This is a genomic window from Leisingera sp. M658, assembly GCF_025144145.1.
In the GTDB taxonomy this organism is placed as follows: domain Bacteria; phylum Pseudomonadota; class Alphaproteobacteria; order Rhodobacterales; family Rhodobacteraceae; genus Leisingera.
The window spans coordinates 1,698,092-1,717,844 of sequence record NZ_CP083546.1; the positions used below are offsets into that span (position 1 = coordinate 1,698,092).

The following is a 19,753-nucleotide window of genomic DNA, read 5'->3' on the forward strand; positions in this document are numbered from 1 at the left end:
TTTCTGCAGCTGAGCAGACGCTTTCTGATGGGAGCCTGGCTGCAACTGCTCCATTGGTCAAATCGCAGCAGACCGGGCCAATCCGCCGCTTAATTGCCAGTTCCGGCAAGTGCTGAAAGGGTGCGAACGATGCGGGCATGGTCATTGCCTAGATGGTGGCCGCCCTCAAAAACCACCTGCTGCGGTCCTGGCAAGCTGGAAGCCGGGCAGGCGCTGGCGGTTTCTTTGCGGCCATACAGGCATAAAATCCGTTCGGGCGGCAGGCTGGCGGCCAAGGCGTCAATGGCCGGGGCCACCTCAACCGAGCCGGTCTTCCGGCCCAGCCACCCGCCAATGACGATTTCAAATCCGGTGTGCGTCTCCGGCGCAATCAGACCGACACCTGCCAGCCGTGCCCGAAAACGCTCCGGCAGCTCAACGGCGGCGAAGGGCAGGGTGTTGGCGCCAAGCGAGAACCCCAGCAGCAGCACCTTGTCCCGCCCGAATACAGTGCGGAAATGCGCGTCTATGCGGACAAGATCCGCGGCGATCTGGTCCGGGCGTTTCTCCTGCCACATGTAACGCAGGCTGGAGATGCCGGCCACCGGAATGCCCCGTGCTGCCAGCCGGTCGGACACCTGCTCGTCAAAATTGGCCCAGCCGCCGTCGCCGGACAGAAAGATGGCGTAGGTGCCGCTGGCAGGCGCATCCGCATCCTGGTGAATAGTAAGAGGCAGACCGTCCAGGCCGGAACCTGCGGCGGCGGTCTGGGTGTCAAAGGCGTGATCGGTGCCCGCAAGGCGCAGGTAGCTTTGATAAAACGCGCGGCGCGGGTCGGGTTCTGGATCGACCACGGTGGCGCCGGCAATGCCGTTGGCGGCGGAGACGGTTCCTGGCTGCGTGATATCCAGCCATCGCACCGGGGCCTTTCCCGCCTGCGCGTCTGTCAACGCGTTGCCTGCGCAGAGCACAGGGGACGCGTCGAAGTGCACGGTGACCAGCCCCTTAAAGCTGTTGGGCGCGGCGCCGGCGGCGTGGAGGGCGATGGCCGCGCCCTCGCCATAGCCGGACAGAACCGGCGTGCGGGCCAGGGCGCCCTGCTGTTGCTGGGTGCGGCGGGCGAGGCCGGACAAAAGCGGTGCGGCGGCAGCACAATCCCCGCCGGCCTGCGACAGCAGCGCCCGCCCGTCCACGCCGATAACCAGGGTATGCATGTCCGACAGGCGCTGCGCCCGGGCGGCCAGCTCTTTGCTCCAGCCTTCGGCGCCGGTGATGATCAGCGCTGTCGAGCGGGCCTCCTTGCCGTCCGGAGTTATAACAGCGGATGGCTGCAGCCCGTGAGCATCCGATTGTCCGGGATAGGTGCCGGCGGTGAGAAACAACAGGGCCGCGGCCCAGGCGAACCCTTTGCGGAGATCAAGTTGCCGTGCCATGTGCTGCCTTCCGGGACTTATCCTCGTTTACCGGCAGAATATGCATAACTTTCCTGCGGAACCGTGAACACGCCGGGGTCTTGCCAGGCAGAAGTTTACGCTGGGGAAGCCGTAAGCAGCTTTCCCCATTGACCGGCAAAGCGACGTACCTAAAGTGCTGCCATTCCGGGATCAGCGGCACGGGCGCCTGCTGACCTGATCGAAAGGACAATCAGATGAAGACCCTTCTACCTGCCGCCGCCGCGGCTGCCCTCCTGGCCTTTCAGGCCCCGGCCTTTGCCGAGGACCTGGAATTCCTGCTGATCAATGACAGCAGCGCCGATTTGGTTGAATTCAATGTATCCCCGGCGTCTTCCAGCAATTGGGAAGACAATCTGATGGATGGCGGCTATCTGGCGCCAGGTTATGAGATCGGTGTGGTGATTGCCGACGGCGCAACCACCTGCGTCTACGACATCCGCGGCAGCTTTGACGATGGATCCGAAGCAGAAGACTTTGGTCTCGATCTGTGTGATCTGGGTGAATACACCTTTACCGACTGATCCGGGCAACGGCTGGGAGCGCCCCGGCTGCTGCAAAGAAAAGCCCCGCCGGAGCGGGGCTTTTTTGTGGCCGGTTATTCGGCTGCGCGCAGGCGGCCCTGCGGTGCGGGCGGTTCGGGTTCTCCCTCCTCCGCTGGATCTCCAACCGTTTCGGGGACCTCGCTTTCGACCCACTGGATTTCCGTCGTCGGCAGCTGGCGCGCCTTTTTGAACAGGCGCGAGTCCTGCGCGATGCGGCTGGAGCGGCCGCGGGTGATCCGCGACAGCGCCCGGCCCAAGGCGCGCATGTAGGTGGCGAACCACACCCGGATGGCCAGCAGCGAGGGGGTGACCACCAAGGTCAGCACTGTGGCGATGCCCAGGCCGAATACCACAGCGGTTGCCAGCTGTTTCCACCACAGCGCGGTGGGGCTGTCGATCGAGTAGCCGCCGTTGATGAAGTCCAGGCTGACGCCGAACATCATCGGGGTGAGGCCGGCCATCGTGGTGATAGTGGTCAGCAGCACCGGGCGGATACGTGCCTCGGCGGTGCGGATGATCGCCTCGATACGCGGCATCTGCTGGCTGAACTCCTGGTAGGTGTCGATCAGCACGATGTTGTTGTTCACCACAATCCCCGCCAGCGCCACGATGCCGGTGCCGGTCATGATGATCGAGAACGGCTGTTGCATCACCATCATGCCGATCAGCACGCCGGTGGTGGACAGAACCACTGCCAGCAGCACCAGCGCCGCGTTGTAGAAGCTGTTGAACTGGGCCAGCAGGATCACGAACATCAGCGCCAGCGCGCCGGCAAACGCCTTGGACAGGAAGGCGCCGGATTCCTCCTGCTCCTCCTGGTCGCCGGTCCATTCCCAGCCGATACCGCGCGGCAGCGGGTCGCTTTCCAGCCACTCGGTTATGACGGCGATCCGTTCGTTCGGGTTTACCGGGCTGACCCTGGCACCGTCCTCAAATGCTGCCTTCAGCGCCTCAACGCTTTGGGCACCCGTCAGCTGCACCAGCTGCAGCGTTTTGCCGTTTGGCGCGACGATGGTCTCTCCGGTTGCCTGCGTGCCTTCGGGCAGGTCCTTCAGCAGCGCCAAGCGGGTCATTTCGCCGGTATCCGGATCTTCGATCACGGCCTTGCTCAGCCCCGCGTCCACGTCGGCCTTCACGTCATAGTAGCGCTCTTGGCCGATGCGGTTGATCTGCGCCAGTTTCGGCACCGGCTGGCGGGTGATGAAATTGGACAGCGGCACCAGCCCGTCGGCAGTGCGGACCTTGAGGTTATCGAGCGTTGACAGCACCCGGTCCTGCTCCGGCAGGCGGACGCGGATGTCGATTTCTTCGTCCGAGCTGTCCATCCGCATGTCGCCCAGCAGCACGCCGCGTGTCACAAGCTGCACCATCGCGCCAACGGTTGCCACATCGGCGCCGTAACGGCCGGCCTTTGTCACATCGACGTCGATCTGCCAGTCAATGCCGGGCAGCGGCAGGCTGTCTTCGATCAGGATCAGTCCGGGGGTGTTTTCAAAATGCGCCCGTGCGGCCAGGGTGGCAGAGGTCAGCTCGTCCCAGCCGTCGCCGCGCAGGCGCAGGTGCACTGGTTTGCCGGAGGCAGGACCTTGCGCCAGGGCTCGGACCTCAACCTCGAACCCGGGCAGCTTGACCATTTCGGCGTTCAGCTCATCCAGAACCGTGTTGCCGTCGTACTCCTCGGCAATGAGTTCTTTTTCAAAGCCCAGGTATTTGCTCAGCAACCCGCCGAACCAGCCGTCCAGCGGCTCGCTGTCGGTGGGGCGGTCTTCCCAGGGGATGATCTCAAACTGGACCTGGCCGATGGTGTCGGGCGGCAGCTGCGCGCCCGAGCTGTCGGTGTTCAGCCCGCCGTCGCCGGCAAAGGAAAAGACGTTGATTACAGCGTGGTGCTGCAGAATGATATCTTCGGCGGCGCGGACCATTTCGTCCTTTTCCAGCAACGAGATGTTGCCACGGGCGCGGACGTAGGCGGTGGCTTGCTCCGGTTCTGAATCCACGAAGAACTCAACGCCCAGGTTGTTCTCACCGAAAGTTTTGAACACCGTCATGATGGAGAAAGCGACCACAGCGATGGTCACGATGGGCATTACCGGGTTGCCGGCGATGAACTTGATCACATGGCCAAAGGGTGTGTGGTGGTAGCCGGGGACGACTTCTTTCTGCTCGCGTTCGATTTTGACCGCGCTAAGGGTGATGGAGGCGGCAAAGGAGGCAAGCGTGAAGACCAGCCCGCCAAACAGCACGCCGCCCAATCCGCCGGCCCCGCCGCCCAGCAGGTATGACGGGTTCAGCATCTGCATAGCGCCTGCAAACATGCCCCACATGGCCACCGGCACCAAAGCGGCGCGCAGCCACCAGGGCGCGACCATGCGCAAGGCGCGCGAGGCGCCTTCAAACGTGCGGCTGATACGGCCGGTGACGCCGCCCATGACAGGCAGGTAGATCAGTGCAACCACCAGCGAGGCCGACAGCACGAAGATCATTGTGACAGGCAGCATTCCCATGAATTCACCGGGCACACCGGGCCAGAACAGCAGGGGCAGAAAGGCACAAAGCGTGGTCGCGGTGGAAGACACCACCGGCCAGAACATCCGCTGCGCCGCCTCGACATAGGCGTGCATCGGGCCGGTGCCTTCCTTAATGCGCTTGTCGGCGTATTCAACAATCACGATGGCGCCATCCACCAGCATGCCCACGGCCAGGATCAGGCCGAACATCACCATGTTGGAAATGGTGACGCCCATCAGCGCCAGGAAGGCAAAGCACAAGAGGAACGAGGTCGGGATCGCAAAGCCGACCAGCAGCGCTGCACGGCTGCCAAGCGCGGACAGAACAACGATCATCACTAGCGCCACGGCGGTCAGAACCGAACCTTCCAGCTGGCTGACCATCGAGCCGACAACGCGGCTTTGGTCGTTGGAGGTGCCCACTTCGACCGCTGCCTGCAGTTCCGGCGGCCATTTGGCCTTGGACGTGTTGATGGTCTCTTTCACCAGGTTGACGGTGTCGATAACGTTGTAGCCCTTGCGTTTGACCACCTGCAGCGCCACCGTGTCGCCGCCGTTAAAACGGGCGGTGCCGACCCGGTCCTCGAAGGTAAAGTTGATCTGCGCCAGCTCCCCAAGGGTAACCACACGGTCGCCGTTGGTTTTGACCGGCAGCTGATAGATATCTTTCACTTCGTCGAACGAGGAGGGGATCTTGACCGCAAATGTACCCTGAGCGGTTTCCACTTCACCTGCCGCAATCAGCTGGTTGTTGTTCTGCACAACATTGATCAGCTCAAGTGCTGTGACATTATAGGCCTCCAGCCGCAGCGGGTCGATCAGCACCTCGACCATTTCGTCGCGGTTGCCGGCGATCCCGGCCTCCAGTACGGCGTCCAGGGCTTCAAGATCGTCCTGCAAGTCCTTGGCAATGCGCGCCATCGTGCGTTCAGGCACCGCGCCGGTCAAGTTCACAATGACGATCGGGAATTCCGAGAAGTTGATTTCGGTGATCGAGTATTTCTCGGCGCCTTCGGGAAACTCTGCCTCGGCTTTGTCCATGGCGTCGCGCACGTCGGCCATGATCGCGGTCTTGTCCCAGCCGAAATCAAACTCCAGTGCCACACCGGCATAGCCTTCGGCGGCGGTGGAGGTCATCTTGTCGAGCCCGTCAAGATCGGCCAGCTCGGTCTCCATCACCTTGACCATCAGGGATTCGGAATCCTCGGCTGAGATGCCGGGGAAGGGGACCGAGATGAACAGGGCAGGGATTTCGATGTCCGGCTCGCCCTCTTTGGGCAGCATCGAATAGGCGACGCCGCCGACAAGCAGCGAGATTGCTATAAAGGCGAGGACCATCCGGGCACGGCCGGCAGCCCAATCGACGATGCCAATCACTGTTCAGTCTCCCGGTAGGTGGCCGCCACGGCGACGCCTTCGGTCACAAAATCCTGCCCCACCACGATCACATCCGCAGTTTCGGGCAGGCCGCCGAGCCAGACGCCGTCGGCCTCATCCCTGAGCAGTTGCACCGGGTAGAATACCACGGTGCTGTCGGAACCGACAACACGCACGCCCAGCTTGCCTTCGTTGTTCAGCGTCAGCGCCGATTGCGGCAGCTTATGCGCAAGCCGGCCGGCTGAAGAAATTGCAATATCCGCCGTTTGGCCGTCCCGGATGCTGAGATCCGGGTTGGGCACGGTGATTTCCACTTCAAACGTGCGGGTGTTCGGGTCGGCAGAGCGGCTGAGGAAGGTGACTTCCCCTTGCACCTGCTGGCCGGTTGCCAGCTCGGCGCCCGCCGTGGCGCCCAGGGTCACCTTGTTCACCTCGGCCTCGGGCACGTAGCCAACCAGCTTGATGGTGTCGAGCTGGATCACCGTGCCGCACAGGCTGCCGGGCTGCAGCAGGCTGCCCAGCTCGGCGGTGTCGCTTTCCAGCAGGCCGTCAAACGGCGCGGTGATGGTCAGATGGCTGAGTTCTTTTTCTGCTGTGGCCACGGCAGCCAGCGCCGTGCGCTCTGCGGCCTCGGATGAAGCCAGCCGGGTTTCCGATGCATAACCGCCCTGCGACAGCTTAGAGGAGGCGGTCAGGTTGATCCGGGCTTCTTTCAGCTGGGCCTGCGCCTGCAGCAGCATGGCCGGGCGGGTGCCGGGGTCCAGCTCGCACAGAAGGTCGCCCTTCTTAACATGGGACCCTTTGCGCAGAGGTTCGGATATCACGGTCGAGGTGATCTCGGCCCGGACTTCGACCTGACGGACCGCCTGGGTCTGGCCGCGCAGGATGACCGCGCTGCCGATGGTGCGCGCCTTGCTTTGCAGGGCCACCACGCCAACGCGCGTGTCTGCGGCTTGGGTCAGCGCCTGGCCGCCATCAGTGCCGGTTTCGGCCCCGGCTGCCTCCGGTGCATTCTCGCCCCGGGCAAAGGCCATCAGATCGTCGCGCTCAATCACCACCAGATAGAGGCCGGCCGTCACAGCCACTGCAGTCAGCATCGGAATGATACGCATATCGGGTCTTCCTGTTTCTTGTCTGGTCCCGGGTGCAAAAGGAGCCATAGCCAGAATACGGCGGGGCCTGCTCACAACGGGAGTCGCGCGTATGTGATAAGCCTGATATAGGAGATGTCCATTCTAAACTAAGTGGTTTAGTTCACATTTCTTGCTTTTCTGGCGTAATTGCCGGCGTTTCTGGTTTAAACGCGCCACTTGGCTTGGGCTTTGAGCCGGGTTAAGAGGGGCGCAACGCATTCAATACCGGTTTGGGCGGAACGTCCGGGCCGCGCATATCAGGGGCTTTTCATGAGCGATACCGACAGCTTTATCGACGAGGTGACCGAAGAGGTCCGCCGTGACCGGCTTTTCCTGATGCTGAAGCGCTATGGCTGGATCGGCGGTGCTGTGGTGGCGCTGATCGTCGGCGGCGCTGCGTTCCGTGAGTACAGCAAAGCACAGGACCAGGCGGCGGCCGAAGCGCTGGGGGATGCGATCACCGCGGCGCTGGAGATTGACGGCAGCGGCAGCCGGTCCGAAGCGCTGGCTGCAGTTTCAGCCGAAAGCGCAGGCGGCGCGGCCATTCTGAAGATGCTTGAAGCCGGTGCGCTGGCGGACGCGGGTAACATTGCTGAGGCAGTGGCGCGGCTGGAAGCCGTGGCGGTCAATGGCGAGCTGCCGCTGATTTACCGCCATATCGCCAGCTTTAAGGCGCTGGCCTTGCAGTCCGGAACCCTGAGCGCCGGCGACCGGCGTCTGCAATATGAGGCGCTGGCCCAGCCGGGCGCGCCGCTGGCGCTGCTGGCATCCGAACAGCTGGCGCTTCTGGAGATTGAAGAGGGCAACAGCGCTGCCGCAATCACCCGGCTTCGCGGGATTGCGGCGGATGCGGCTGTGAGTGCGGACTTGAAAGAACGGGCCACTCAGGTGATTGTGGCGCTTGGCGGCTCCGTTGAGGATGCCTCTGCGCCTGAGGGGTAAGGCGCTCCGCGGATGGGAACTTGCGGAACACGAACGGCAGACAGGGCAGGGCAATGACAAAAAACAGAACTTTCTCCCGGACACGGGCATTTTTGTGCGGCACCGCAGCGGTGGCAATTCTGGCCGCCTGTTCGGAGGAGGAGATCATCCTGCGCGGCGAACGCGAGGACATCCGTCCAGAGGCCGCAATTGAGGTGGTTAATCAATCCCGCGCAATTTCCTTGCCCCAGCAGGTGGCAAACGCAAGCTGGGCCCAAGGCCATGGCGCCGAGGCCACCCGCACATCGCATCCGGCGCTGTCGGCGGCACCGCAGCGGATCTGGTCCGCGTCCATCGGAGACGGCGATGGGCGGCGCCAGCGTATCACCGCAACACCGGTTGTCGGCGGCGGGCGTATTTACACGCTGGACAGCGCAGCACAGGTCTCGGCGGTATCGCCGCAGGGCCAGGTGCTGTGGCGCAGCACGCTGATCCCGGCAGCAGATGACGAGGGCCAGGCAACCGGTGGCGGTTTGGCCTATGACGATGGTGTGCTCTACATCTCCTCGGGCTATGGCGTGCTGACGGCGTTGAACGCCGCTGACGGCAGCCTGATCTGGCGCCAGGAGCTGGACGCTACCGGATCCGGCCAGCCGCGGGTCAGCGGCGGGCTGGTCTATCTGGTTGCGGGCGATGACACCGGCTGGGCGGTCAACACCAAAGACGGCCGCATCGCCTGGCAAATTGAGGCGTCGCCCTCGGCGTCGAACATCCTTGGCGCGCCTGCGCCTGTGGTGACCAATGATCTGGCGGTTTTTGCCTTTGGGTCCGGCGATCTGATCGCCACCTTCCGCCGCGGCGGTCTGCGGCGCTGGAGCGCGTCGGTCTCCGGCCAGCGCACGGGTCAGACCCTGTCGCGGATCAGCGATGTGACCGGCGCGCCGGTGGTTTCGGGCAAGCGCCTTTACGCAGGCAACAACTCGGGCCGCACCGTTGCGATCGATCTGGACTCCGGTGACCGGCTGTGGACCGCGCGCGAAGGTGCCTCTGGAACCGCATGGCCCGCGGGCGGCAGCCTGTTCCAGGTCAGCGACCAGAACCGGCTGCTGCGTCTGGACGGCGGCAGCGGCGAAGTGGTCTGGGCAGTGGATCTGCCTGGGTTTCTGAAGGACAAGCCCGGCAAACGCGGCCGGATCCATGTCCATTACGGCCCGGTTCTGGCGGGCGGGCAGATCATTGTCGCCTCCAACGACGGCCTGCTGCGGTTCTTCAACCCGCAGGACGGCAGCCTGACGCGAACCATTGAAGTACCGGGCGGCGCCACCACCGCACCGGTTGTTGCAGGGCGGACGCTTTACGTGGTTTCCTCCAAGGGTGAATTGCTGGCATACCGCTGATCCGTGTTTCCGGGTGGCGGAAGCCGCCCGGATGCGTTATGAGCCGCGTCTGAATCGCAGAAAGCTGGTCTGATGTCCTTTACCCTCGCCATCGTGGGCCGTCCCAATGTGGGAAAGTCCACCCTGTTCAACCGCCTTGTGGGCAAAAAGCTGGCTTTGGTCGACGACCAGCCGGGTGTCACGCGCGATTTGCGCGAGGGCGAAGCGCGGCTGGGCGACCTGCGGTTTACAGTGATTGATACCGCGGGTCTGGAAGATGCCACTGACAACTCGCTCGAGGGCCGCATGCGCCGCCTGACCGAGCGGGCGGTGGATATGGCCGATATCTGCATGTTCATGATTGATGCGCGCACCGGCGTGACACCGACCGATGAGCTGTTTGCCGACATCCTGCGCCGCAAATCCGCCCATGTGATCCTGGTTGCCAACAAGGCCGAAGGCAATGCCGCCGAAGCCGGTGTGCTGGAGGCCTACAGCCTTGGCCTGGGCGAGCCCTTGCGCTTGTCCGGCGAGCATGGCGAAGGGATGCCGGATCTGTATTCGGTCCTGATGCCGCTGGCGGAGAAGTTTGAATCCGAAGCGGTGGATCATTCGCCGGTCACCGATGTGGTGCTGGACGAAGAAATCGGTGAGGACGAGGCCGAGAGCATTCCCGAGCCGACCGATGCCAAGCCGCTGCAGGTTGCTGTTGTGGGCCGCCCCAACGCGGGCAAGTCGACGCTGATCAACAAGATCCTGGGCGAGGACCGGCTGCTGACCGGACCCGAGGCAGGCATCACCCGTGATGCGATCTCGCTGCGGATGAACTGGAACGGCGTGCCGATGCGGGTGTTTGACACGGCCGGCATGCGCAAGAAGGCCAAGGTGCAGGAAAAGCTGGAAAAGCTGTCCGTGTCCGATGGCCTGCGCGCGGTGAAATTCGCCGAAGTTGTGGTGGTGCTGCTGGATGCGGATATCCCGTTTGAACAGCAGGACCTGCGGATTGCCGACCTGGCCGAGCGCGAAGGCCGCTCGGTTGTGGTTGCAGTCAACAAATGGGACATCGAAGACAACAAGCAGGAAAAGCTGCGCGACCTGAAGGAAGCCTTCGGCCGCCTGCTGCCGCAGCTGCGCGGCGCGCCGCTGGTGACGGTTTCGGCCAAAACAGGCAAGGGGCTGGACCGGCTGCATGACGCGATCATGCGCGCCTATACCGTGTGGAACCGGCGGGTGCCGACCGCGGCGCTGAACCGCTGGCTGGTTGGCATGCTGGAACAGCACCCGCCGCCTGCACCGCAGGGCAAGCGGATCAAGCTGCGTTATATGACCCAGGCCAAAAGCCGCCCGCCGGGGTTTGTGGTGATGTGCTCGCATCCCGATAAGCTTCCGGAAAGCTATAACCGCTATCTGGTCAACGGCCTGCGTGAAGATTTCGACATGCCCGGCACCCCGATCCGGCTGTATATGCGCGGCCAGGGCGACAAGAACCCCTACAAGGGCAAGCGGGCCAAGAATGCCGGCGCTTTGGCCAAGCATTTGAATAAGCGCGGCGGCGGATCCAGCTAGGGCAGGGTGCTCCCGCCCGGCCTGCGGCATTTCCAAAGAAATACCTAGGCCCGTTGGGCCCGGCGCCGCCCTGACGGGCGGCGCTGTTGCGTTGCGCGGGGCTGAGCGGCCTTTTGCTTGCTTCATGCGGGGCTTGGCCTCTCTGTGTTTCCTTCACTGCTGCAGATTGATACCTTTCAAGTTGAATGGATTATCCGGTGATAACCTTGTTTTTGCACAAGGCGGAGTTATCTGGAAATCTACTTTGGACGGGATGCGCGTTTTGCACAGCTGTCACGCATCGGCTTTAGGGACGGGTTCATGGATCTGAGGACACATACGCGTCAATTCACACAACAGGACAACCGGCTGGCGTCGGTCAGCTATTTCGGTACATTTGCGGTCTACTTTGCGGCGCTTACCGTGGCCGTCGCCTATGCGGACCAGTGGTTTGCGATGCTGCCGGCAGGTGTGGTTTTTGCCTTTGCCGCAGTGCGGCTGTATGTGCTGCAGCATGACACCGGGCATCACTCGCTGTTTGAAACCCGGATCCAAAACGAGATTGCCGGCCATGTGCTGTCGCCCTTCACCTTTGCGCCGTTTGAGGTGATGAAGCAGAACCACAACCTGCATCATTCCAACATCGGTAATCTGGAGCACCGCGAGACCGGCGAGATCCACACCATGACCGTGCGGGAGTGGAAGACGGCCGGGTTCTGGGAGCGGCTGGGCTACCGTTTGTACCGCAATCCGCTTGTGCTGGTGCCGCTTGGGGCGGCATTCACCTATTTCATCCGTTACCGCTGGCCCAAAAATACCCGGCGTTTCGGGGCGCTGGGGGTGGTCCTGCATAATCTGGTGATCGTGGCCATGCTGGCGTTGCTGTACCGGGTGGCAGGGATAACCGGCATCTGGATTTGGCTGGCGTTTTCATTCCTGGGCGGCATGATCGGTGTTTTCCTGGTCTACCTGCAGCATAATTTTGAGGACACCTATTGGGACCGCCGTCCGGATTTGAACCCGCAGGTGGCGGCGCTGCAGGGGTCCTCTTGCCTGGATTTCGGCTGGATCTTCGACATGGCGGTGGCCAATATCACCCTGCATGATATCCATCATTACAATGCCCGCATCCCGTCCTACCGGCTGCGCCAGTGCCACTACAGCCTGCCGCCGGAACTGGGGCTGCGCCGGATCAAATTTGCCGAAGCAGTGCGAGCGCTGACGCTGAAGCTGTGGGATGAAGATAAGAAATGCCTGGTGCCCTTTCCGGGCTGAGGGGGGCATTTGATGTAAGGGGCCGTAACCTGCGCGAATAGTCCAGGCTCATCCGATCTTGCCGGCGTGGGGAAACCGCTGCTGCACAGCATCACGGGTATCGTAACCAGACCTGCGGTGGTACTGCTGGAGGCTGCCAAGGCTTAGACGGCTGTGGCTGCCGGGCCTTGCGTGCCTGAATATAAGGAGACCCGGTTCGTGAACGGAAAGAGTCCAGAGAAGAAAGTGGTCAAACCATCAGCAGGTAAGGCTTCTGATAAGTTGCAGGGTGAGCTGAACGCCAAGCTGGAAGCCGCCGAGGCCGCGCGCCGGGCAGCGGAGGATAAGGCCGCCAAAGCGCAGGCCAAGGCCCGTAAAGCCAAGCGTAAAGCGGCGCAACTGGCGGTGGAATTTGCAGCGGCAAGAATTAAGGCCAAGCAGAAGGCCAAGAAGGTCAAGGCGAAAGCGAAAAAGGCCATCGAGAAAGAAAAGGCAAAGGCCCAGGCAATTCTTGCAGCCAAAGGTGCCGGCAAGAAGAAGGTGAAGAATTAGCGCGCAAGGCGTTGAGTGAATAGAAAAAAACCGGCACCCATATGGCGCCGGTTTCTGTCTTGCACTGGCGTTTGGGTCAGGCCAGTGCGCCATCCGCGGTCAGGGTCAGCTTGCCGCCCAGATAAGGTGCCAGCACCTCGGGCAGTTTCACAGAACCATCCGCCTGCTGGCCATTCTCCAGCACTGCAATCAAGCAACGGCCCACCGCCAGGCCGGAGCCGTTCAGTGTGTGCACAAATTGCGGCTTGCCGCCATCAGCGGGCTTGAAGCGCGCATTCATCCGGCGGGCCTGGAAGTCACCGCAGACCGAGACCGAAGAAATCTCGCGGTAGGTTTTCTGGCCGGGCACCCAGACCTCGATGTCGTGAGTCTTGCTGGCGCCGAAGCCCATGTCGCCAGTGCACAAAACAATGGTGCGATAGGGCAGGCCCAGCCGCTCCAGGATGTTTTCGGCGCAACGGGTCATGCGCTCATGCTCTTCACCGCTTTTGTCCGGGTGCGTGACCGAGACCATTTCGACCTTCTCGAACTGGTGCTGGCGCAGCATTCCGGAGGTGTCTTTGCCGGCCGACCCTGCCTCGGAACGGAAACACTGGGTGTGCGCCACATAGCGGCGCGGCAGGTAGCCTTCCTCGACCGTCATGCCATTGACGATGTTGGTCAGCGTGACCTCGGCAGTCGGAACCAGCCACCAGCCGTTGGTGGTTTTATAGCTGTCCTCGCCGAACTTGGGCAGCTGGCCGGTGCCGTACATCATCTCTTCGCGCACCAGAACTGGGGTCCAGGCCTCGGTCAGGCCGTTCTCGTCGACATGGGTGTTGATCATGAATTGCGCCAGCGCGCGGTGGATACGCGCCACCGCACCGGACAGCACCACAAAACGGCTGCCCGAGAGTTTGGCCGCGGTTTCGAAATCCATGCCGGGCTTCACGCCTTCGATCTCGAAATGCTCCTTGGCGTCGAAACCGAGTTCCTTTGGGTCACCCCAGCGGCGGATTTCGACGTTGTCGTCTTCATCTTCGCCCAGCGGCACCTCATCGAAGGCCAGGTTCGGGATGGTCATCAGCATATCGGTCAGCTGCTGATCCAACTCTTTGGCCTCGGTGTTCATCACCGCCACTTCGGCCTTCTTCTCGGCCACCAGTGCGCGCAGGCGCTCGAACTCGGCCTCATCGCCGCGGCCCTTGGCGGCGCCGACTTCTTTGGAGGCCTTGTTCTGCAGGGCCTGGGCGGCCTCTGCCGCCTGGATCTTGGCGCGCCGCGCCTCGTCCAGCGCCAGGATCTCGGATGACACGCCCGCATCCCCGCGCCGCGCCACAGCGGCGTCGAATGCGGCAGGGTTTTCGCGGATAGCGCGGATGTCATGCATGAGAGTCTCTCCTAGCGTTGAATTGTGATTTGAATCAGTAGGCCCATCCTATGACGCAAGGGTGAACAAAGGGGAAGGGGCGCGCGCGGTCTATGTGCAACTTGGGGATGCCGGTCACTGGGCAAGCGGATTGGACGGCCTTTCCCGGCACGGTATCCAGGCAATCCTGCAACGGCCTATACCGGCTGCGCTTTTGCTTTGCGGCAGCCTTGCAACCCATCCCCCCAGCGCATAGGTTCCGCTGCAAATTTCCGGCATGAAACCTCATGCCGCTTTGACAGAAGGAAAATCCCATGGACAGTGGCGCAATCGCCCAATTTCTCCCGCTTATCCTGATCTTCGCGATCATGTACTTCCTGCTGATCCGGCCGCAGCAGAAGAAGGTGAAAGAACATCAGAAGATGGTTGATCAGCTGCGGGTGCGTGACCAGGTCGTGACCCAGGGCGGTCTGATCGGCAAGGTGTCCAAGGTCAAGGAAGACGGCGAGATTGAAGTTGAAATCGCCGATGGCGTGAAAGTGCGCGTCATCAAGGCAACCATTGCCCAGGTGCTGAGCAAAACCGACCCTGTGTCGTAAGCTTAGACCTGTAACAAACTGAAAAGGCAGGGCAATGCTGCAAATTGATCTCTGGAAGAGGGTGCTAATCTGGCTGGTGTGCGCGGCCGGTCTGATGCTTGCCCTGCCAAACGGATTCTACACCCGCGTCGAACAGGCCAACGACGCCGCGGCGGATATCATCGCCAAGGGTGAGACGCCGGAACGGTTGCAAGCGGTCGGTCAGTGGCCGTCGTATCTGCCGTCGGGGCTGGTCAACCTGGGCCTCGATTTGCGGGGCGGCGCGCATCTGCTGGCCGAAGTGCAGGTCGAAGACGTCTATGAGGCGCGGATGGATGCCCTGTGGCCGGAAGTGCGTGATGCGCTGCGGCCCGAGCGCGGCACTGTTGGCACGTTCCGCCGCCAGCCGGGGCAGGCGGATGAGATTCGCGTGAAAATCACCAAGCCCGAAGGCATGGCCCGTGCGCTGGAGGTCGTGCGCGAGCTGGCCAATCCGATTACCACATTGACCGGTGTGGGCGCCAACGACATTGAAGTTTCCGCCGAAGCCGGCACCCTGGTGGTGCGCTTGAGCGAGGCAGAGAAAATTGCCTCGGACGACCGCACCGTGCGCCAGTCGCTGGAAATCGTGCGCCGCCGGATCGACGAGGTCGGCACCCGCGAGCCGACCATCCAGCGCCAAGGCGCTGACCGGATCCTGATCCAGGTGCCGGGGATTGGCTCTGCTTCAGAACTGAAGGCGATCATCGGCACCACCGCGCAGCTGACTTTCAACCCGGTTGTGGGCCGCGGCAGCGACGCAGATGCGGCGCCTGGTATCGGCAATAAGATCATCCCGTCACTGGATGAAAGCGGCATTTACTACACGATCGAAGCTGCTGCTGTAGTGACCGGCGAGGACCTGGTGGATGCGCAGCCGTCGTTCGACCAGAACGGCCGGCCTGCGGTGACCTTCCGCTTCAACACCTCCGGTGCGCGCCGCTTTGGCGATTACACGGCGGAAAACATCGGCTCGCCCTTTGCGATCGTGCTGGATGACGAGGTCGTCTCGGCCCCGGTGATCCAGTCGCATATCCCGGGCGGTTCGGGCATCATCACCGGCAACTTCACCATCGAGGAAAGCACCAATCTGGCGGTTCTGCTGCGCGCAGGCGCATTGCCGGCAGGCTTGGAGTTCCTGGAAGAACGCACCATCGGCCCCGAGCTGGGCCAGGACAGCATCGATGCAGGCAAGATCGCCACCATCGTGGCCTTTATAGCGGTGCTGGTGTTCATGGGGCTTAGCTATGGTCTGTTCGGCCTGTTTGCCAATGTGGCGCTGATCCTGAACATCGCGCTGATTTTCGGTATGCTCAGCCTCATTGGCGGCACGCTGACGCTGCCGGGCATTGCCGGTATCGTTCTGACGGTTGGTATGGCGGTGGACGCCAACGTGCTGATCTTTGAACGCATCCGCGAAGAGCTGAAGGCGGGCCGCGGCCCGGCCAAGGCAATTGACGAAGGCTACTCCAAGGCGCTGAGCGCCATTCTTGACGCCAACATCACCACATTCATCACTGCGGTGATCCTGTTCGCCATGGGCTCCGGCCCGGTGCGCGGCTTTGCGATCACCCTGGGGCTGGGCATTCTGACCTCGGTTTTCACCGCGATCTTTGTCACCCGGCTGATGATCATCATGTGGTTTGAACGGCGCCGTCCGAAAACGATTGAGGTGTGATATGCGGTTAAGACTTGTTCCTCAGAAGACCTCATTCGATTTCTTCAAACGCGCCAAGCTGTGGCTGGGCATCTCAGCCCTGATGATGGTGGTGGGGGTTGCCTCCTTCCTGCTGCAGGGGCTGAACTTCGGTATCGATTTCCGCGGCGGCACAACTCTCCGGACCGAAGCGTCTGAAACCGTGGATGTGGGCGCTTACCGTGATGCCATTTCGCCGCTGGGGCTGGGGGATGTATCGATCACCGAGGTGTTTGACCCGACCTTCGAGGAAGACCAGCACGTCGCGATGATCCGCATCCAGGCACAAGACGACGGCGAGGCGATCTCGGGCGATATGGTCGAGACGCTGAAGGTTTCGCTGGACGCAGTGGCACCGGGCATCAAGTTTGTGTCCGTCGAATCCGTCGGCCCCAAGGTCTCGGGTGAGCTGATCACCACGGCGATTTACGCGGTGGCCCTCGCGATCGGGGCTGTGCTTGTCTACATCTGGCTGCGGTTTGAGTGGCAGTTCGCGCTCGGTGCGGTGGCGGCCCTGGTGCATGACGTGGTGCTGACCATCGGTGTGTTCTCGGAACTGCAGATCAAATTCGACCTGGCCATCATCGCCGCCCTACTGACCATCGTCGGCTATTCGCTGAACGATACGGTGGTTGTGTTCGACCGGGTGCGGGAAAACCTGCGCCGCTACAAGAAGAAGGATCTGGCCGAGGTTCTGAATATCTCGATCAACGAGACCCTCAGCCGGACGGTGATGACCTCGGTCACCACGCTCTTGGCGCTGATCTCGCTGTATGTGCTGGGCGGCGATGTGATCCGCGGCTTTGTCTTTGCGATGATCTGGGGTGTTCTGGTCGGGACCTATTCGTCTGTGTTCGTAGCCTCCACCATCCTGCTGAAGCTGGGGGTGAAGCGCGACTGGTCGAAACAGGCAAACACCACCGGCAACCAGTTCTCGAACATCGATGCTTGAGGCCTTTCAGGCAGCCCTGGCCACGCCGGGGCTGTTCTGGCTTTTGCTGACTATTGGAGCCGCGGGATTAGTCCGCGGCTTCACTGGTTTTGGCACCGCGATGATTTTTGTGCCCGTCGGGGCGCAGTTCCTGCCTTCGGCGGATGTGGTGTTCCTGATGGTGCTGATGGGGGTGTTTTCCACCATCACCTTGTTCCCGCAGGCTTGGAGCAAGGCCGACAAGGCCGAGGTCGGCGCGCTGGCAATGGCCGCTGCTGTCACCGTTCCGGCCGGTCTATGGGTGATGTCGCAACTGGATCCGCTGACCCTGCGCTGGCTGGCGGCAGGCGTGATCGGGGTGACACTGGCGGCAGTTGTTTCCGGCTGGCGCTGGCAGGGGCGGCTGGGCTGGCCCGGCCGGTTTGGCATCGGCGGGGCGGCTGGCATGGTTGGCGGCATGACCGGTCTGACAGGACCGGTGATCATTGTCTTTTACCTGGCCAATGTGCGTGATGTGGCGCGGGTGCGCGCCAATACAATCGTCTTTCTGGCGGCGCTGGATGTGGTGATTGCGGTCAACCTGGTCTTTGGCGGGCTGGCCAGCCTGCAGGCGGTGATCCTGGCCGCACTGCTGGGCATCCCCTATGTTGTCACCACGCTGACCGGCAAGGCGCTGTTTGATCCCAAGCTGGAGAAGCTCTATCGCTTTGCCTCCTATTCCGTGATTGCGCTGGCCGTGTTATCCAGCCTCCCGGTGTTTGACTGAAAGGACCCCCCATATGCGCCTGAATGAAGTGAGCTTTTCCGACGCGCAGCCGATTGACGGCTATGGCGCAGGATTCTTCCGCATCGGCGGGCAGGTGCATCAGGGCGCGGTGCTGACCTCGGCGGCAGGGACATCGGCCTGGGGCGGCTATGCGGATGACGCACCGTTGCTGGCGCTGGCGGGGGAGGTCGACGTGCTGTTCATCGGGACCGGCGCGGAAATCGCGCATATTCCGGCAGATCTGCGCAAAACGCTGGAAGGGGCCGGGCTGGGGGTTGAGGTGATGAACTCGCCCGCCGCCTGCCGCACCTATAATGTGCTGCTGTCCGAGGGGCGCCGGATTGCCATGGCGGCGCTGGCGGTCTGACTTTCTGAAGATGTATTTGACCTGCCGCAAAGCGGGATGCGGCTGCATGGTCTTTTGATGCGCGGGCACAACGGGATAAGCGAACTTCATGACATTGACTGTGACGGATCTGAGCGTGGCGCGCGGCGGTATACCGGTGCTGGAGGGCCTGAACTTTGCGCTGGATCCCAGCAAGGCGCTGATCCTGCGCGGCCCCAATGGCATCGGCAAGACAACTCTGCTGCGCACTGTCGCCGGATTGCAGCCGCCACTGAAAGGCCGGGTCGTGGGCGCCGAGGATCAGATCGCCTATGCCGCCCATTCCGACGGGCTGAAGCCGACATTGACGGTGGCCGAAAATCTGACTTTCTGGGCCAGTGTTTTTGGCCGCAATGGCATTGAACAGGCGCTGGACGGGTTTGATCTGCAAGCCCTGCGAGACCGGCAGGCAGGTGCGCTGTCAGCGGGCCAGAAGCGCCGCCTTGGCCTCAGCCGGATGCTGGTTACCGGGCGGCCTATCTGGATCATGGATGAACCGACTGTAAGTCTCGATAAAACCTCGGTAGTGATGTTTGCTGATGCCGTGCGCACGCATCTGGGGCAGGGCGGTTCTGCCCTGATTGCCACCCATATCGATCTGGGGCTGGAGGCCGGGGTGCTGGATGTCGGCCCCTATAAGGCCAGACCGCTGGCGCTGGATGACTTTGACGGAGGCTTCCTGTGATTGCGCTGCTGATACGGGATCTGCGGCTGGCCTTCCGGGCCGGCGGCGGCTTTGGTCTTGGTCTTGCGTTCTTTCTGATCGTGACCGTGATGGTGCCGTTTTCCGTTGGCCCGCAATCGGACCTGCTGTCCAAGATCGCTCCGGGCGTTTTGTGGCTGGGCGCACTGCTGGCCTGCCTGCTGTCGCTCGACCGGCTGCTGGCGCTGGATTGGGAGGACGGCTCGCTCGATCTGCTGGCCACAGCCCCCTTGCCCTTGGAAAGCACGGTGACGATCAAGGCGCTGGCGCATTGGATTACCACCGGGCTGCCGCTGGTGATGGCGGCACCGGTGCTGGGGGTGTTGCTGAACCTGCCGGCCCAAGGCTTTCAATGGCTGGTGGTTTCCCTGTTGCTGGGAACGCCTGCACTGTCCGTCATTGGCACCTTTGGCGCCGCCCTGACCGTGGGGCTGAAACGCGGCGGGCTGCTGATGTCGCTTTTGGTGATGCCGCTGTATGTGCCGACGCTGATCTTTGGCTCCGAAATGGCCCGCCGCGGGGCTGAAGGCATGGCTGTTCAAACACCGATGCTGCTGCTGGCCGGCATCTCCGCCGCCTCCATCGCCTTGCTGCCCTTTGCCAGCGCCGCTGTCTTGCGCGTCAATTTGCGCTAGGCGGTTTCAACGAGCCGTGAATTGAGAAACCC

Annotated in this window: 17 protein-coding genes; 13 read left to right on the forward strand and 4 right to left on the reverse strand. The window is 62.4% G+C overall.

The window, feature by feature from the left end; genetic code table 11:
* Positions 1-89 precede the first annotated feature (89 nt).
* A complete protein-coding gene (locus K3724_RS08500) occupies positions 90-1,412 on the reverse strand; it encodes an AcvB/VirJ family lysyl-phosphatidylglycerol hydrolase (protein WP_259991799.1) in 1,323 nt (440 codons plus the stop codon).
* A gap of 215 nt (positions 1,413-1,627) precedes the next feature.
* Between K3724_RS08500 and K3724_RS08505 the strand changes: the two genes are divergently transcribed.
* Complete coding sequence (locus tag K3724_RS08505; RefSeq protein ID WP_259991801.1) at positions 1,628-1,954, forward strand: hypothetical protein; 327 nt, start codon at positions 1,628-1,630, stop codon at positions 1,952-1,954.
* Between the two features lie 74 nt (positions 1,955-2,028).
* On the opposite strand, the gene K3724_RS08510 is transcribed toward K3724_RS08505, so the two are convergent.
* Positions 2,029-5,859, reverse strand: a complete 3,831-nt coding sequence (locus tag K3724_RS08510) for an efflux RND transporter permease subunit (protein WP_259991803.1) — start codon at positions 5,857-5,859, stop codon at positions 2,029-2,031.
* Positions 5,856-6,971 (reverse strand): efflux RND transporter periplasmic adaptor subunit, encoded by a 1,116-nt coding sequence (locus tag K3724_RS08515; protein WP_259991804.1) that lies wholly within the window; start codon positions 6,969-6,971, stop codon positions 5,856-5,858. Before K3724_RS08515 ends, K3724_RS08510 begins: the two co-directional genes overlap by 4 nt.
* A 291-nt stretch (positions 6,972-7,262) precedes the next feature.
* On the opposite strand from K3724_RS08515, the gene K3724_RS08520 reads away from it, so the two are divergent.
* The 5 genes from K3724_RS08520 to K3724_RS08540 all read left to right on the forward strand — a co-directional run bounded on the left by K3724_RS08520 (position 7,263) and on the right by K3724_RS08540 (position 12,640).
* Positions 7,263-7,934 (forward strand): hypothetical protein, encoded by a 672-nt coding sequence (locus K3724_RS08520; RefSeq protein ID WP_259991806.1) that lies wholly within the window; start codon positions 7,263-7,265, stop codon positions 7,932-7,934.
* Between the two features lie 53 nt (positions 7,935-7,987).
* Positions 7,988-9,310 carry a PQQ-like beta-propeller repeat protein gene (locus K3724_RS08525; RefSeq protein WP_259991808.1) on the forward strand — a complete coding sequence of 441 codons (1,323 nt, stop codon included), beginning with the start codon at positions 7,988-7,990 and terminating at the stop codon, positions 9,308-9,310.
* 72 nt (positions 9,311-9,382) lie between these two features.
* The gene (der, locus tag K3724_RS08530; RefSeq protein WP_259991810.1) at positions 9,383-10,855 is read left to right on the forward strand and encodes a ribosome biogenesis GTPase Der; all 1,473 of its coding nucleotides are present in this window, start codon (positions 9,383-9,385) and stop codon (positions 10,853-10,855) included.
* A gap of 300 nt (positions 10,856-11,155) precedes the next feature.
* Positions 11,156-12,109: a fatty acid desaturase gene (locus tag K3724_RS08535; RefSeq protein ID WP_259991812.1), complete on the forward strand. Its 954-nt coding sequence runs from the start codon at positions 11,156-11,158 to the stop codon at positions 12,107-12,109.
* A gap of 198 nt (positions 12,110-12,307) precedes the next feature.
* Entirely contained in the window at positions 12,308-12,640 is a 333-nt protein-coding gene (locus K3724_RS08540) for a hypothetical protein (RefSeq protein ID WP_259991814.1), read from the forward strand.
* Between the two features lie 76 nt (positions 12,641-12,716).
* Here the strand turns inward: K3724_RS08540 and serS are convergent, their stop codons facing one another.
* Positions 12,717-14,009 carry a serine--tRNA ligase gene (gene serS / locus K3724_RS08545; RefSeq protein ID WP_259991816.1) on the reverse strand — a complete coding sequence of 431 codons (1,293 nt, stop codon included), beginning with the start codon at positions 14,007-14,009 and terminating at the stop codon, positions 12,717-12,719.
* Positions 14,010-14,302: 293 nt separating this feature from the next.
* Here serS and yajC point away from each other — a divergent pair, with 293 nt between their 5' ends.
* The 7 genes from yajC to ccmB all read left to right on the forward strand — a co-directional run bounded on the left by yajC (position 14,303) and on the right by ccmB (position 19,721).
* A complete protein-coding gene (gene yajC, locus K3724_RS08550; protein ID WP_024089858.1) occupies positions 14,303-14,587 on the forward strand; it encodes a preprotein translocase subunit YajC in 285 nt (94 codons plus the stop codon).
* 34 nt (positions 14,588-14,621) lie between these two features.
* On the forward strand, positions 14,622-16,283 hold the full coding sequence (secD, locus tag K3724_RS08555; protein ID WP_259991819.1) for a protein translocase subunit SecD: 1,662 nt from the start codon (positions 14,622-14,624) through the stop codon (positions 16,281-16,283).
* A 1-nt stretch (position 16,284) separates the two neighbouring features.
* Positions 16,285-17,253, forward strand: a complete 969-nt coding sequence (gene secF / locus K3724_RS08560) for a protein translocase subunit SecF (protein WP_259991820.1) — start codon at positions 16,285-16,287, stop codon at positions 17,251-17,253.
* Positions 17,246-17,998: a TSUP family transporter gene (locus K3724_RS08565; protein WP_259991822.1), complete on the forward strand. Its 753-nt coding sequence runs from the start codon at positions 17,246-17,248 to the stop codon at positions 17,996-17,998. The genes secF and K3724_RS08565 overlap by 8 nt, the downstream gene beginning before the upstream one ends.
* A gap of 13 nt (positions 17,999-18,011) precedes the next feature.
* Positions 18,012-18,365, forward strand: a complete 354-nt coding sequence (locus K3724_RS08570) for an Mth938-like domain-containing protein (RefSeq protein ID WP_259991824.1) — start codon at positions 18,012-18,014, stop codon at positions 18,363-18,365.
* Between the two features lie 88 nt (positions 18,366-18,453).
* Positions 18,454-19,068, forward strand: coding sequence for a heme ABC exporter ATP-binding protein CcmA (gene ccmA, locus K3724_RS08575; RefSeq protein WP_259991826.1), 615 nt, complete (start codon positions 18,454-18,456; stop codon positions 19,066-19,068).
* Positions 19,065-19,721: a heme exporter protein CcmB gene (gene ccmB, locus K3724_RS08580; protein ID WP_259991828.1), complete on the forward strand. Its 657-nt coding sequence runs from the start codon at positions 19,065-19,067 to the stop codon at positions 19,719-19,721. The genes ccmA and ccmB overlap by 4 nt, the downstream gene beginning before the upstream one ends.
* The last annotated feature ends 32 nt before the right edge of the window (positions 19,722-19,753 follow it).

Coding starts and splice junctions, on each gene's coding strand:
- der (WP_259991810.1), top strand. CDS start 9,383: ATGTCCTTTACCCTCGCCATCGTGGGCCGTCCCAATGTGGGAAAGTCC.
- K3724_RS08525 (WP_259991808.1), top strand. CDS start 7,988: ATGACAAAAAACAGAACTTTCTCCCGGACACGGGCATTTTTGTGCGGC.
- secF (WP_259991820.1), top strand. CDS start 16,285: ATGCGGTTAAGACTTGTTCCTCAGAAGACCTCATTCGATTTCTTCAAA.
- K3724_RS08535 (WP_259991812.1), top strand. CDS start 11,156: ATGGATCTGAGGACACATACGCGTCAATTCACACAACAGGACAACCGG.
- secD (WP_259991819.1), top strand. CDS start 14,622: ATGCTGCAAATTGATCTCTGGAAGAGGGTGCTAATCTGGCTGGTGTGC.
- K3724_RS08515 (WP_259991804.1), bottom strand. CDS start 6,971: ATGCGTATCATTCCGATGCTGACTGCAGTGGCTGTGACGGCCGGCCTC.
- yajC (WP_024089858.1), top strand. CDS start 14,303: ATGGACAGTGGCGCAATCGCCCAATTTCTCCCGCTTATCCTGATCTTC.
- K3724_RS08500 (WP_259991799.1), bottom strand. CDS start 1,412: ATGGCACGGCAACTTGATCTCCGCAAAGGGTTCGCCTGGGCCGCGGCC.
- K3724_RS08570 (WP_259991824.1), top strand. CDS start 18,012: ATGCGCCTGAATGAAGTGAGCTTTTCCGACGCGCAGCCGATTGACGGC.
- K3724_RS08520 (WP_259991806.1), top strand. CDS start 7,263: ATGAGCGATACCGACAGCTTTATCGACGAGGTGACCGAAGAGGTCCGC.
- K3724_RS08565 (WP_259991822.1), top strand. CDS start 17,246: ATGCTTGAGGCCTTTCAGGCAGCCCTGGCCACGCCGGGGCTGTTCTGG.
- ccmA (WP_259991826.1), top strand. CDS start 18,454: ATGACATTGACTGTGACGGATCTGAGCGTGGCGCGCGGCGGTATACCG.
- serS (WP_259991816.1), bottom strand. CDS start 14,009: ATGCATGACATCCGCGCTATCCGCGAAAACCCTGCCGCATTCGACGCC.
- K3724_RS08505 (WP_259991801.1), top strand. CDS start 1,628: ATGAAGACCCTTCTACCTGCCGCCGCCGCGGCTGCCCTCCTGGCCTTT.